The sequence below is a fragment of the Pseudoalteromonas aurantia genome, from assembly GCF_005886875.1.
GTDB classification, from domain to species: domain Bacteria; phylum Pseudomonadota; class Gammaproteobacteria; order Enterobacterales; family Alteromonadaceae; genus Pseudoalteromonas; species Pseudoalteromonas aurantia_A.
This window is the reverse complement of record NZ_PNBY01000007.1, coordinates 1-14,771: the sequence shown is the minus strand read 5'-3', so window position 1 is coordinate 14,771 and position 14,771 is coordinate 1. Positions and strand designations below refer to the sequence as shown.

Here is a 14,771-nt window from a genome sequence, read left to right as displayed (position 1 = left end):
ATTTTGCGCCATTTTGTTGATAAATTCACATGTGAAAATATCAACAATACAAAAATTCGGGTTGAAGCATATAATTTCGTTAAGCTTTATAGCAAGGCGATAAATTGTGCTTCCGTCCAAGACCGTAGGAGACTTTTGGGTCTTAATATTATTCCTACGTAGACGGTGTGAATCCCAGCTAGATTTTTCCTAATCTTCTGGCTCTCGCCGTAAAAAGCATCTCTGCTAACGAAAGTTGCAGGGTAGAGTAGAACTGAAAAACAGTGTGTTTTTCAATAAACCAGGAGTAACACCCATGGCTTTAAATCTTCAAGACAAAAAAGCAATTGTTGCTGAAGTCAACGAAGCTGCCAAAGGTGCTCTATCAGCAGTTGTTGCTGATTCTCGTGGTGTAACAGTAGGTGCAATCACTGCTCTTCGTAAAGAAGCTCGTGAAGCTGGTGTATGGATGAAGGTTGTCCGTAACACGCTAGCTAAACGTGCTGTTGAAGGCACTGATTACGAATGCCTAAACGAATCACTAGTTGGTCCAAGCCTTATCGCTTTTTCTTCAGAGCACCCAGGTGCTGCTGCGCGTATCTTTGCTGATTTCGCGAAAAAGAACGAAGAATTTGAGCTTAAGACTGCTGCATTCGAAGGTAAAGTTGTAGACGTAGATATGCTTGCTAAGCTACCTACATACGACGAAGCTGTTGCACGCTTAATGAGCGCTATGAAAGAAGCGTCTGCTGGCAAATTGTGTAAAACAATTGAAGCAGTACGTGTACAGAAAGCTGAGCAAGCTGCTTAATTTAAGCCCGCTCCTTTCTTTAATAAATTTTTTTGAACCACATGGGTTCGTAAATAATTAGGAAATTTGAAATGTCTGTAACTAAAGACCAAATCCTTGACGCAATTGCTGAAATGTCAGTAATGGACGTTGTTGAATTAGTAGAAGCAATGGAAGAGAAGTTCGGTGTAACTGCAGCTGCTGCTGTTGTTGCTGGTCCTGCTGCTGAAGCTGCAGAAGAGAAAACTGAATTTGACGTTATCCTTACTGCTGCTGGCGCTAACAAAGTTGCTTCTATCAAAGCAGTACGTGGCGCAACTGGTCTAGGCCTTAAAGAAGCTAAAGCACTTGTTGAAGCTGCTCCAACTCCAGTGAAAGAAGCTGTTTCTAAAGAAGAAGCTGAAGCACTTAAAACTGATCTTGAAGCAGCTGGTGCTGAAGTTGAGATCAAGTAATCTAGCTTTTGCTAGGTTCGCTGTCTGAGAAATCAGGCAAGGGCTGGTGATTTTTTAATCACCGGCCCTTTTGCGCTATAGCGTGAAATATTCGCTGAGTGCAAAACCTCTATATTTTTTCATTATTTTCAATTGCTTATATTTTGTCAATAACGTTGATTTATAGGGTGACAATTAGATGTTGTTATCCTGGCTTAGATGCCAGTTAAGTCTGTTCATACAAGAACAGGTTGGGTCAAAGATCAGCAAGCTGAGGAACCCCATGGCTTACTCTTATTCTGAAAAGAAACGTATCCGTAAGGATTTTGGTAAACGTCCACAAGTTTTGGACATACCTTTCTTACTGTCTACGCAGTTAGAATCGTTCAAAAAGTTCTTGAATCCGGACGCCGATGGTGATCATGGTTTGGAAGCAGCATTTCGTTCTGTTTTCCCAATCAAAAGCTACTCGGGAAATTCTGAGCTACAGTACGTAAGTTATCGTATTGGTGAGCCAGTATTCGATGTAAAAGAATGTCAAATTCGCGGTGTGACTTTTTCTGCTCCACTTCGCGTAAAACTTCGTCTTGTGCTAATGGATAAAGAAGCGCCAGGCACAGTAAAAGACATTAAAGAGCAAGAAGTGTATATGGGCGAAATCCCGCTCATGACAGATACCGGTACTTTTGTTATCAATGGTACTGAGCGTGTAATCGTTTCTCAGCTACACCGTTCACCTGGTGTATTCTTTGATAACGACCGTGGTAAGTCACACTCGTCTGGTAAAGTGCTTTATAATGCACGTGTTATTCCTTACCGTGGTTCATGGTTAGACTTTGAATTCGACGTAAAAGATAATCTTTACGTACGTATTGACCGTCGCCGTAAATTACCTGCGTCAATCATCTTACGTGCACTTGAATACACGACCGAAGAAATCTTAGATATGTTCTTCGAGACGACTGCATTCGAAGTGTCTAACGGTAAAGTATTAATGGAGCTCGTACCATCACGTCTTCGTGGTGAAACAGCGGCTTTTGATATTAAGGATGATGAAGGCGAAGTGTTAGTTGAAGCGGGCCGCCGTGTTACAGCGCGCCACATCAAAACACTTGAAAAGAAAGAAATCAAACACCTTGAAGTACCACATGAGTACATCATAGGTCGTGTGGTTGCTAAAAACTACGTTGATACATCAACAGGCGAAGTAATTGTTGAGGCAAATGCTGAGTTATCTCTTGAGTTGATGGCAGAGCTTGTAAAAGCCGGCCACACTAAGATCGATACCCTGTACATCAACGATGTAGACAGCGGTGCGTACATTTCTGATACTGTTCGCATTGATTCTACAAGCAACCGCTTAGAAGCATTGGTAGAAATCTACCGTATGATGCGCCCAGGTGAGCCACCAACGAAAGATGCTGCTGAAGCATTATTCGATAACCTATTCTTCTCTGAAGAGCGTTATGACTTATCGACTGTTGGTCGTATGAAGTTTAACAGCCGTGTAGGTTATGATACAGATACAGGCCCGGGTACATTAAACAAAACTGATATTGTTTCTGTGATGAAGGTGTTAATCGACATCAGAAATGGTAAAGGTGAAGTAGATGATATCGACCACCTTGGTAACCGTCGTATTCGTTCTGTTGGCGAAATGGCTGAAAACCAATTCCGTGTTGGTCTTGTACGTGTTGAACGTGCTGTGCGCGAACGCTTAAGCCTCGGTGACCTTGATGCAATTATGCCTCAAGACCTTATTAATGCTAAGCCTATTTCTGCGGCAGTTAAAGAGTTCTTCGGTTCTTCACAGCTTTCTCAGTTTATGGACCAAAACAACCCGCTTTCAGAAGTAACGCACAAGCGTCGTATTTCTGCACTAGGTCCGGGTGGTTTGACCCGTGAACGTGCTGGCTTCGAAGTGCGAGATGTACACGTAACGCACTACGGTCGTGTATGTCCAATCGAAACGCCAGAAGGCCCGAACATCGGTCTAATCAACTCACTATCAACGTATGCACGTACAAATGATTACGGTTTCTTAGAAACACCTTACCGTAAAGTTGTCGACAGCGTTGTAACCGATGAAGTTGATTACCTTTCTGCAATTGAGGAAGGTCAGTTTGTAATCGCACAGGCGAATTCAAACTTAGACGAAAATAACGAATTTATTGATGAGCAGATCCCATGTCGTCACAAAGGTGAATCAACCTTTATGGGCCGTGCTGACATTCAATATATGGACGTATCTCCACAGCAGGTTATCTCTGTGGCAGCCGCGCTTATCCCATTCCTTGAACACGATGATGCTAACCGTGCATTGATGGGTTCAAACATGCAACGTCAAGCAGTTCCGACGTTGAAAGCAGATAAGCCGCTAGTAGGTACTGGTATTGAACTTACACTTGCGAAAGACTCAGGTGTAACCATCGTTGCAAAACGTGGCGGTGTAGTGAAATATGCCGATGCAAGCCGTATCGTTGTAAACGTTAACGAAGAAGAGCGTGTACCTGGTGAAGCCGGTATCGACATCTATAACTTAACGAAATACACACGTTCAAACCAAAATACCTGTATTAACCAAAAACCGACTTGTATGGTTGGTGAGCCGGTTGTACGTGGTGATGTACTTGCAGATGGTCCATCAACAGATTTAGGTGATTTAGCATTAGGTCAGAACTTACGTGTGGCATTCATGCCTTGGAATGGTTACAACTTCGAAGACTCGATTTTATTATCTGAGCGCGTAGTTGAAGAAGATCGCCTAACGACGATTCACATTCAAGAGCTACAGTGTATTGCCCGTGATACTAAGTTAGGTCCAGAAGAAATCACTGCGGATATTCCAAACGTAGGTGAATCTGCGTTAGGTAAACTTGATGAATCTGGTGTTGTATATATCGGTGCTGAAGTTAAAGGCGGCGATATCCTAGTTGGTAAAGTAACCCCTAAAGGTGAAACACAACTTACACCTGAAGAGAAGCTACTGCGTGCTATCTTCGGTGAGAAAGCGTCTGACGTAAAAGACAGCTCCCTACGTGTACCAAACTCTGTAACTGGTACTGTCATCGACGTACAAGTATTCACACGTGATGGCGTTGAAAAAGATAAGCGTGCACTTGAAGTTGAAGACATGCAGCTTCGTGAAGCGAAAAAAGATTTCAACGAAGAGTTCAAGATCCTTGAAGGTGGTGTACTAAACCGTGCACGTAATTTACTTGTTCAAGCTGGTTTCAGTGAAGACAAAATTGCTGAGCTAAGCACTGAGAAGTTGCTAACGCAAAGCCTTGCTGACGAAGGTCAACAGTCTGAGCTAGAGCAGCTAGCTGCACAATACGATGAGCTTAAAGCAGAGTACGACAAAAAGTTTGAGAACAAGCGTCGTAAGATCACGCAAGGTGATGACTTAGCGCCGGGTGTTCTTAAAATTGTTAAGGTTTACCTTGCCGTTAAACGTCGTATTCAGCCTGGTGATAAAATGGCTGGTCGTCACGGTAACAAAGGTGTTATCTCAACTATCGTACCTGTTGAAGACATGCCTTATGATGAAAAAGGTCGTACCGTAGACATCGTGTTGAACCCACTGGGTGTACCATCGCGAATGAACATTGGTCAGATCCTTGAAACGCATATGGGTCTCGCTGCGCGTGGTATCGGTGAACGCCTTGAAGAAATGATGAAAGAGCAGCGTGAAATTCACGAATTGCGCGAATTCATCAAAAAAGCATACGAAGTGGGTGATTGTCGTCAGAAGGTAGATATTGCTAGCTTCTCTGATGATGAAGTCCAACGCTTAGCTGTAAACCTTAAAGGTGGTTTACCAATTGCAACACCTGCATTTGATGGTGCAAAAGAAAGCGAAATCAAAGAGCTACTTGAGCTAGGTGGATACCCATCAAGCGGTCAGGTTACGCTTTATGATGGTCGTACTGGTGATGCATTTGAACGTCAAGTAACCGTAGGTTACATGTACATGTTGAAACTTAACCACTTGGTTGATGACAAGATGCACGCACGTTCAACTGGTTCTTACAGCTTAGTAACTCAGCAACCACTAGGTGGTAAAGCTCAGTTTGGTGGACAGCGATTCGGTGAGATGGAGGTATGGGCACTAGAAGCATACGGTGCTGCCTATACACTTCAGGAAATGTTGACAGTTAAGTCGGATGACGTAAACGGTCGTACTAAGATGTATAAAAACATCGTTGACGGTAACCATAAGATGGAACCGGGTATGCCTGAGTCATTCAACGTATTGCTCAAAGAGATCCGCTCACTCGGTATCAACATCGAGTTGGAAGAACACTAATCTGATAGCCGCATCAATACGGTGCGGCAGTTACTCTTAATTGGGTAACCGGATTAAAAGAATGTAGGGGTGAGCACTGCTTGCCCTCAAGATTAACCTCCGACAGGAGAGCTAAGGTGAAAGACTTACTTAAGTTTCTGAAGCAACAAAATAAGACCGAAGAATTCGATGCGATTCGAATTGGTCTTGCTTCACCAGACATGGTTCGTTCATGGTCTTACGGCGAAGTAAAGAAACCTGAGACAATCAACTACCGTACTTTCAAGCCTGAGCGTGATGGCTTATTCTGTGCCCGTATTTTCGGCCCAGTGAAAGATTATGAGTGTTTATGTGGTAAATATAAGCGCTTAAAACACCGTGGTGTGATCTGTGAAAAATGTGGCGTTGAAGTAACGCTAACCAAAGTGCGCCGTGACCGTATGGGTCACATTGAACTAGCGAGCCCAGTGGCTCACATCTGGTTCCTTAAATCACTTCCGTCTCGTATTGGCTTAATGCTAGATATGACGCTACGTGATATTGAGCGCGTACTTTATTTCGAATCATTTGTGGTAACTGAGCCAGGTATGACGACGCTTGAGCGTAGTCAGTTACTAGGTGAAGAAGAATACCTAGATGCATTAGAAGAGCATGGTGATGAGTTCGAAGCTAAGATGGGTGCTGAAGCAGTTCTAGACTTACTTCGTGAACTTGACCTTGGTCAGTTAATTGCAGAAATGCGTGAAGAGTTACCAACAATTAACTCTGAGACTAAGCGTAAGAAAATCACTAAACGTCTTAAGCTTATGGAATCTTTCCACCAATCAGGCAACAACCCTGAGTGGATGATCATGAGCGTGCTTCCGGTTCTACCACCAGATCTTCGTCCACTAGTACCACTAGATGGCGGGCGTTTTGCGACGTCTGATCTGAATGACTTATACCGTCGTGTTATTAACCGTAATAACCGTTTGAAGCGTCTTCTAGACTTAGCGGCACCAGACATTATCGTACGTAACGAAAAGCGTATGTTACAAGAAGCGGTTGATGCGCTACTTGATAATGGTCGTCGTGGTCGTGCAATTACCGGTTCTAACAAGCGTCCACTGAAGTCGCTTGCAGATATGATCAAAGGTAAGCAAGGCCGTTTCCGTCAAAACTTACTAGGTAAGCGTGTAGATTACTCAGGCCGTTCTGTAATCACAGTAGGTCCTACGCTTAAACTTCACCAGTGTGGTCTTCCGAAGAAGATGGCATTAGAGCTATTCAAGCCATTTATCTACGGTAAACTTGAGCGTCGCGGCATGGCTACGACTATCAAAGCTGCGAAGAAGATGGTTGAGCGTGAAGTACCTGAAGTTTGGGACGTGCTTGATGAAGTAATACGTGAACACCCAGTATTACTTAACCGTGCACCAACACTTCACCGTCTAGGTATCCAGGCGTTTGAGCCGGTACTAATCGAAGGTAAAGCAATCCATTTACACCCATTAGTATGTGCGGCTTATAACGCCGACTTCGATGGGGACCAAATGGCGGTACACGTACCGTTGACAATCGAAGCTCAAATTGAAGCCCGTGCGCTGATGATGTCTACAAACAACATCTTATCTCCAGCGAACGGTGAACCAATCATCGTACCTTCACAGGACGTTGTATTGGGTCTTTACTACATGACGCGTGATCGTATCAATGGTAAAGGTGAAGGCATTGTCTTTAAAGATCAGAAAGAAGCTGAAAAAGCATACCGTACAGGTACTGCTGAACTTCATGCTCGTGTAAAAGTACGTATTACTGAAACACGCATTGATGAAGAAACTGGCGAGCGCTCTGAAGTAACAGAAATCATTGATACGACAGTGGGTCGTGCAATACTTTCTTTGGTATTACCTGAAGGCTTACCGTTTGAGCTTATCAACAAAGCATTAGGTAAAAAGCAGATTTCAAATCTTCTAAACGAGTGTTATCGCCGTTTAGGTCTAAAAGATACAGTAATCTTTGCTGACCAAGTAATGTATACCGGTTTCCATTATGCGATGAAGTCAGGTGTTTCTATCGGTATTAATGACTTGGTTATTCCACCAGTTAAAGCCGAAATCATTGACAATGCAGAAGCAGAAGTTAATGAAATCAACCAACAGTTCCAATCTGGTCTTGTAACTGCGGGTGAGAAATACAACAAAGTAATCGATATCTGGTCACGTGTTAACGAAAACTTATCACGCGAAATGATGGCGAACTTGTCGAAAGACACCGTGATCAATGCTCAAGGTGAAGAAGAAGAGCAACCGTCATTTAACTCAGTGTTTATGATGGCAGACTCTGGTGCTCGTGGTAGTGCCGCTCAGATCCGTCAGCTAGCAGGTATGCGTGGTCTAATGGCACGTCCAGATGGTTCAATCATCGAGACTCCGATCACGGCTAACTTCCGTGAAGGTCTAAACGTACTACAGTACTTCATCTCAACGCACGGTGCGCGTAAAGGTCTAGCCGATACAGCACTTAAGACAGCGAACTCGGGTTACCTAACTCGTCGTCTCGTAGATGTTGCACAAGATTTGGTTATCAATGATGACGACTGTGGCACATTAGACGGCCTAACAATGAAACCACTTATCGAAGGTGGTGATGTTGTTGAACCACTACGCGAACGTGTATTAGGTCGTGTAGTTGCTGAAGACGTTGTTAAGCCTGGTACTGACGAAGTATTGGTTGAACGTAACATCATGCTTGACGAAAAACTGTGTGACCTTCTAGAAGAGCATTCAGTTGACGAAGTACGCGTACGTTCTGTTATCACGTGTGATAACGACTTCGGTGTATGTGCTAAGTGTTACGGTCGTGACCTTGCACGTGGACACATCATCAATGCGGGTGAGTCAGTGGGTGTTATCGCTGCTCAGTCAATCGGTGAGCCGGGTACACAGCTTACGATGCGTACATTCCACATTGGTGGTGCGGCATCAAGAGCATCAGCAGAGAACAGCGTACAAGTTAAAAATAACGGTAGCATGAAGCTTCATAATGCTAAGTATGTACTTAATACTGATGGCAAAATCGTTATTACTTCACGTTCAACAGAAATTACTGTTATTGATGAGCATGGCCGTGAGAAAGAGCGTTATAAAGTACCTTACGGTGCAGTGTTAACAATCCAAGACGGTGCTGAAGTTCAAGGTAACGATGTTGTTGCAACATGGGACCCACATAGTCACCCAATTATTCTTGAGCATGAATCAAAAGTGTCTTTCTCAGACATTGATGATAGCAATACAGAAGCACAAACGGATGACCTAACTGGTTTAACACGTGTTGTTGTTAAAGACCTTTCTAAGGTTAACGCTAAAGAGCCTAAACTTATTGTTGAAAGCCAAGAGCGTGGCCTACAAGAAATTCGTTTACCATCATTCACGACAATTGAAATTTCTGATGGTGCAACTGCTGCACCGGGTCAAGCGCTAGCGCGTATCCCACAAGAAGGTTCAAAAACTCGAGATATCACCGGTGGTCTACCGCGCGTTGCGGACTTATTTGAAGCACGTAAGCCTAAAGAGCCAGCAATTCTTGCTGAGATCACAGGTACTATTAGCTTCGGTAAAGAGACTAAAGGTAAGAAACGTTTAGTTATTACGCCAGACGAAGGCGAACATTACGAAGAAATGATCCCGAAATGGCGTCAACTTAACGTGTTCGAAGGTGAATCAGTGTCTAAAGGTGAAGTTATCGCCGATGGTCCTGAGTCTCCGCACGACATCTTACGTCTACGTGGTGTGACTGATGTGTCTAACTACATCGTAAACGAAGTACAAGAAGTATATCGTTTACAGGGTGTAAAGATTAACGATAAGCACATCGAAACGATCATCCGTCAGATGCTACGTAAGTGTATCATCCTAGACGGTGGTGATACGGAGTTCTTAGCCGGTGAGCAAGTTGAAGTGGCACGAGTGAATATCTCGAACCGTGAACTTGAAAAGCAAGGTAAGATCCCAGCCAAGTTTGAAATACAACTTATGGGTATTACTAAAGCATCACTTGCGACTGAGTCGTTCATTTCAGCTGCCTCGTTCCAGGAGACGACACGTGTCCTAACTGAAGCTGCTGTAAATGGTAAGAGCGATGAACTTCGTGGTCTGAAAGAAAACGTAATCGTGGGTCGTTTGATCCCAGCGGGTACTGGTTTCTCTTATCACCAAGAGCGTATGGCACGCCGTAAGCAAGCTGAACAGCCTGTAGAAGAGCAAACTGTAAGTGCAGAAGAGGCAACTCAAGCACTAACTGATGCACTTAATGCTGACTTATTAGGTGGTAATGACTAAGCGCATTATCAGCTAGATATGTAAATATCATCAGTTTTAAAAGCCGCCGAAAGGCGGCTTTTTTGTGCGTGGATATTAGTGTTTTGCTTGCAAAATGAGCAAGGTGGCACATATAATGATCTGTAATCGGTACATAAATAGCAGAAGGAATTGAAATGTACTCAAAGGTACTGCTCATGAATTTGTTATTTAACAGTAATCCGATTGAGACAAACTAAATTAACCTTAGGTTTGGATAAGGGTTTAGGGATCGAAAATGTTTTGAAAACACACTTACGTACAATCCAATGATGATATTTTGCTCAAAATCAAAGCGCTTTTATGCAGTAATAGCGGGCTATTACAAATGAAAGCAACGCCAAAAGTGAGAAGAATAGCCATATTGGGCAAATTCGCTTATCCAGAGCTGATGTTAAGTTACACACGAGCACTTCGTACTGTATGAAGTGTCTGTTAATAAGGAGATTAAAGTGAAAAAACTGTCGTCCATAGTGTCTTTGTTGGCACTTTCTTGTGGAGCTCAGGCAAATACACTGAGTGTTTCTCAAGGACCTCTGACCTTATCTAAAGACGATTTTAGACCCATAACCAAACCCTATGCAAATCGTGAAGCTGTTGTCGGGTATGTGGCGTTAGTCGATGTCACAGGTGCAAAACCATCCTTGTTATTCGATATCGCAGGAAAGGTATCGACAAGATGGTTCGCCGGAAACTTTGGTTTAACGACCAAAGTAACATGTAACGGCGTGCCTGTTGGTGCAGATGCATCTTATGGATATCGCAAGAATCGTTCATCAGTGCCTGCAATGCCAAATATTTATGAATTAAGACATGACATGGAAGCCTGCACACAAATAAGAATTGAGCTTGTTAAAAAGGGGAGCCTAAGTAAACAGTTTTATACTCGAGTTGAGGATATTGATTTTACTGTTGCAGTAGATGGATTGAGTGCGACTTCGGAGAATACGCTATGAACAAATCAATGATAGTGATCAGCGCGACTGTGTTAGCAACCAGTATGGGGAGTCAAGCAACAGAATATAGTCGAACATTTAATATAGAAGATATGACCAAAGACGGCGAAAAATATAGTGTGGCGTTTACGCCTGAATTTAATGTTGCGGCGTCGGTGATCGTGTTAGATGTAAATGTTGAAGGGAATGCGACGCTTTCATCAAGGCAAGAATCGGTTTGCACTTTGTGGGAAGAAGATATCTGTGTTGGTCCGGTAAAACAGCTATGGCACAGTGAATTTTCGCATGAATTCAAGTATACGGTTTCGTGTGATGATAAAGTCATATTAAATAAGTTTGCGGATCAACTTGAATTTACCAATGAAAAGCTAACGAGTACAAAAAGTAAGATCCACATACAAGACGCTTTTATTAATCTGAATGAGCTAACATGTGAAACAGTGTCGTTTGCCATTGAAACCTTACAGGGCAAAGACATTGAACAAATTGTTGGGTCAATCAAGTTTAGCGATAGCACGTCAAAATAAATTGTTGAACAAGTATAAGAAAATACTGCATAGGTTCATGAGTGAACATTGACATCTAATAACTAAAATATGACTTTGAGCAGAGGATTTTACTAAAAAAGTATAAAAAAGGGCGACTTTGCCCTTTTATAACCATTCTTATTGCTTCAACAGATGCTTTTTGTTGACAGTTCAAACTTTGCTCATTAAAATTCGGCCACCCATTTACTCGTTCAAAGCTTAGAATGAAAAATTGGGTCAGATTTTTTTATTTTTTTCAGCAGTAATTTTAACTAATCAGGAGCTATTTAATGGCAACTATTAACCAGCTAGTGCGTAAGCCACGTCGTAGCAAAGTTACTAAAAGTAACTCAGCCGCGCTTAAAGCTTGTCCGCAAAAGCGTGGTGTATGTACTCGCGTATATACAACTACACCTAAGAAACCAAACTCAGCATTACGTAAAGTAGCGCGTGTACGTTTAACTAACGGTTTCGAAGTTACATCATACATTGGTGGTGAAGGTCACAACCTTCAAGAGCACAGTGTAATCCTAATCCGTGGTGGTCGTGTTAAAGATTTACCAGGTGTGCGTTTCCACACAGTACGTGGTGCACTTGACTGTGCAGGCGTAAACGACCGTAGACAGGCTCGTTCTAAATACGGTGCAAAACGCCCTAAGGGCTAATGGTTCTCCGTTAGTAAGGCCAAGCACTTAAGTTTTAATTTTTAAATAATTTGTTTTGGGGAATCGTTTTAATTAACGAACCTGAAGATACCGGAGATATAAAATGCCTAGAAGACGCGTAATAGGTCAACGTAAAATTCTTCCAGATCCTAAGTTCGGATCGGAGCTTCTTGCTAAATTCGTTAACGTAGTAATGTTAGACGGCAAGAAATCTACTGCTGAAAAAATCGTATACGGTGCGTTAAACGTGGCTGCTGAGAAATCAGGTAAGTCGCACCTAGAAATCTTTGAGTCTGCACTTGAAAATGTACGTCCAACGGTAGAGGTTAAATCTCGCCGTGTTGGTGGGTCTACATACCAAGTACCAGTTGAAGTACGTCCAGTTCGTCGTAACGCATTAGGTATGCGTTGGTTAGTTGACGCTGCACGTAAGCGTGGCGAGAAGTCTATGGGCCTTCGTTTGGCTCAAGAAATCGTTGACGCTGCTGATAACAAAGGCACTGCGGTTAAGAAACGTGAAGACGTTCACCGTATGGCTGAAGCGAACAAAGCATTCGCTCATTACCGTTGGTAATCTGCTAAGACCCTTTAAGAGGATAATATGGCACGTACAACTCCTATTGAGCGCTACCGCAACATCGGTATTTGTGCTCACGTAGATGCAGGGAAAACCACCACAACAGAACGAGTTCTGTTCTACACAGGTCTGTCTCATAAGATCGGTGAAGTTCATGATGGTGCTGCAACTATGGACTGGATGGAGCAAGAGCAGGAGCGAGGTATTACCATTACTTCTGCTGCGACCACGTGTTTCTGGAAAGGCATGGAAAGTCAATTTGACGACCATCGTATCAATATTATTGATACGCCAGGGCACGTAGATTTCACCATTGAAGTAGAGCGTTCTTTACGCGTACTTGATGGTGCGGTTGTGGTGTTATGTGCTTCATCAGGTGTGCAGCCACAGACAGAGACTGTTTGGCGTCAGGCGAACAAATACGAAGTACCTCGCATGGTTTTCGTAAATAAAATGGATCGCACTGGCGCGGACTTTTTAGCTGTCGTGGAGCAGGTTGAAACGCGTCTTGGCGCGACACCTGTGCCTATTCAGTTACCAATTGGTGCTGAAGACGAATTTAAAGGCGTTATTGATCTCATCAAAATGAAAGCCATAAACTGGAATCAAGAAGACCAGGGGATGACGTTTACATATGAAGAGATCCCAGCAGATCTTCAGGATTTAGCCGAAGAATGGCGTGCTCACATGGTTGAGAGTGCTGCCGAGGCCACTGAAGAGCTAATGGACAAATATCTAGAAGACGGTGAGTTGACGGAAGAAGAGATTAAATCTGCACTTCGTCAACGTACATTGGCCAGTGAAATTGTGCCGATGACATGCGGTAGTGCATTCAAGAACAAAGGTGTTCAAGCTGTGCTTGATGCGGTTGTTGAATTCATGCCTTCGCCTACAGAGGTTAAAGAAATTCAAGGTGTGCTGGAAGATGAGTCTGAAGACACCCGTGCCGCAGATGATAATGCGCCGTTTTCGGCGTTGGCATTTAAAATTGCCACTGACCCATTTGTTGGTACTTTAACCTTTTTCCGTGTTTATTCTGGTACCATTAAACAGGGTGACGCGGTTTACAACCCAATTAAAGGCAAAAAAGAGCGTTTGGGCCGTATCGTCCAAATGCACGCGAATTCTCGTGAAGAGATCAAAGAAGTACGCGCTGGCGACATCGCGGCGGCGATTGGTCTTAAAGATGTTACTACCGGTGACACAATATGTTCACAAGAAGCTGTTATTACTTTAGAGCGCATGGAATTTCCTGAGCCAGTAATTTCAGTAGCGGTTGAGCCAAGAACGGTGGCTGACCAAGACAAAATGGGTCTCGCGCTTAATAAATTAGCGGCAGAAGATCCATCGTTCCGTGTTGAAACGGATGAAGAATCAGGTCAAACGATCATCTCTGGTATGGGTGAACTTCACCTTGATATCATTGTTGACCGTATGAAACGTGAATTCAACGTACAGTGTAACGTTGGTAAACCTCAAGTGGCATACAGAGAGACTATTCGTAGCTCAGTAGAAGCAGAAGGTAAATTCGTACGTCAATCTGGTGGTCGCGGTCAATATGGTCACGTTAAGCTCAAGCTTGAACCAATGGATATTTCTGATGATGATGCACCAATTTACGAATTCGTTAATGAAATCGTAGGTGGCGCGGTACCAAAAGAATATATTCCAGCGGTTGACAAAGGCATTCAAGAACAGATGCGTCAAGGTGTCCTTGCCGGTTATCCGCTATTGGGTGTTAAAGCGACATTATTTGATGGCTCATTTCATGATGTAGACTCAAACGAAATGGCGTTTAAAATTGCCGGATCAATAGGTTTTAAAAACGGGGCGCTTGAAGCGGATCCTGTTATTATGGAACCTGTGATGAAGGTTGAGGTTATCACCCCTGATACAAACATGGGTGATGTAGTAGGTGACTTAAATCGTCGTCGTGGCATAATTGAAGGCATGGAAGAAGCATTTGGTGGCTTAAAGCAGGTTAATGCACAAGTCCCGCTTTCTGAAATGTTTGGTTATGCGACCGATCTTCGCTCCGCTACACAAGGCCGTGCTTCATACTCAATGGAATTTTCCAAGTATGCTGAAGCCGGAAAAAATGTAGCAGAAACAATAATTGCAGCTCGCGCTGTTAAGTAATTTTAGTTCGGTCCGGTCTCTAAGGGCTGGACTTTAATTTCTTTATAGGAATTTTTAAGATGGCAAAAGAAAAGTTTGA

General features: G+C 43.2%; 9 protein-coding genes. All 9 read left to right on the top strand.

Going from position 1 to position 14,771, the window contains the following annotated elements; genetic code table 11:
- Positions 1–295: 295 nt before the first annotated feature.
- The 9 genes from rplJ (at position 296) to fusA (ending at position 14,692) form a co-directional block, all read left to right on the top strand.
- Positions 296–790, top strand: coding sequence for a 50S ribosomal protein L10 (gene rplJ / locus CWC18_RS00795; RefSeq protein ID WP_010367644.1), 495 nt, complete (start codon positions 296–298; stop codon positions 788–790).
- 71 nt (positions 791–861) lie between these two features.
- Entirely contained in the window at positions 862–1,224 is a 363-nt protein-coding gene (rplL, locus tag CWC18_RS00790) for a 50S ribosomal protein L7/L12 (protein WP_010367646.1), read from the top strand.
- A gap of 262 nt (positions 1,225–1,486) precedes the next feature.
- Entirely contained in the window at positions 1,487–5,512 is a 4,026-nt protein-coding gene (rpoB, locus tag CWC18_RS00785) for a DNA-directed RNA polymerase subunit beta (protein ID WP_138592912.1), read from the top strand.
- A 116-nt stretch (positions 5,513–5,628) separates the two neighbouring features.
- Positions 5,629–9,810 carry a DNA-directed RNA polymerase subunit beta' gene (gene rpoC, locus CWC18_RS00780; RefSeq protein ID WP_138592911.1) on the top strand — a complete coding sequence of 1,394 codons (4,182 nt, stop codon included), beginning with the start codon at positions 5,629–5,631 and terminating at the stop codon, positions 9,808–9,810.
- Positions 9,811–10,280: 470 nt separating this feature from the next.
- Entirely contained in the window at positions 10,281–10,784 is a 504-nt protein-coding gene (locus tag CWC18_RS00775; RefSeq protein ID WP_138593354.1) for a hypothetical protein, read from the top strand.
- Positions 10,781–11,311 carry a hypothetical protein gene (locus CWC18_RS00770; protein ID WP_138593356.1) on the top strand — a complete coding sequence of 177 codons (531 nt, stop codon included), beginning with the start codon at positions 10,781–10,783 and terminating at the stop codon, positions 11,309–11,311. Before CWC18_RS00775 ends, CWC18_RS00770 begins: the two co-directional genes overlap by 4 nt.
- Positions 11,312–11,601: 290 nt before the next feature.
- Positions 11,602–11,976 carry a 30S ribosomal protein S12 gene (gene rpsL / locus CWC18_RS00765; protein WP_010367657.1) on the top strand — a complete coding sequence of 125 codons (375 nt, stop codon included), beginning with the start codon at positions 11,602–11,604 and terminating at the stop codon, positions 11,974–11,976.
- Between the two features lie 103 nt (positions 11,977–12,079).
- Positions 12,080–12,550 (top strand): 30S ribosomal protein S7, encoded by a 471-nt coding sequence (rpsG, locus tag CWC18_RS00760; protein ID WP_010367661.1) that lies wholly within the window; start codon positions 12,080–12,082, stop codon positions 12,548–12,550.
- A 27-nt stretch (positions 12,551–12,577) separates the two neighbouring features.
- Positions 12,578–14,692, top strand: coding sequence for an elongation factor G (gene fusA / locus CWC18_RS00755; RefSeq protein WP_138593358.1), 2,115 nt, complete (start codon positions 12,578–12,580; stop codon positions 14,690–14,692).
- The last annotated feature ends 79 nt before the right edge of the window (positions 14,693–14,771 follow it).

What these genes read in the sequence shown, in the direction of transcription:
- rplL (WP_010367646.1), top strand. Translation starts at nt 862, where the DNA reads ATGTCTGTAACTAAAGACCAAATCCTTGACGCAATTGCTGAAATGTCA.
- rpsL (WP_010367657.1), top strand. Translation starts at nt 11,602, where the DNA reads ATGGCAACTATTAACCAGCTAGTGCGTAAGCCACGTCGTAGCAAAGTT.
- rpsG (WP_010367661.1), top strand. Translation starts at nt 12,080, where the DNA reads ATGCCTAGAAGACGCGTAATAGGTCAACGTAAAATTCTTCCAGATCCT.
- rpoB (WP_138592912.1), top strand. Translation starts at nt 1,487, where the DNA reads ATGGCTTACTCTTATTCTGAAAAGAAACGTATCCGTAAGGATTTTGGT.
- CWC18_RS00770 (WP_138593356.1), top strand. Translation starts at nt 10,781, where the DNA reads ATGAACAAATCAATGATAGTGATCAGCGCGACTGTGTTAGCAACCAGT.
- fusA (WP_138593358.1), top strand. Translation starts at nt 12,578, where the DNA reads ATGGCACGTACAACTCCTATTGAGCGCTACCGCAACATCGGTATTTGT.
- rplJ (WP_010367644.1), top strand. Translation starts at nt 296, where the DNA reads ATGGCTTTAAATCTTCAAGACAAAAAAGCAATTGTTGCTGAAGTCAAC.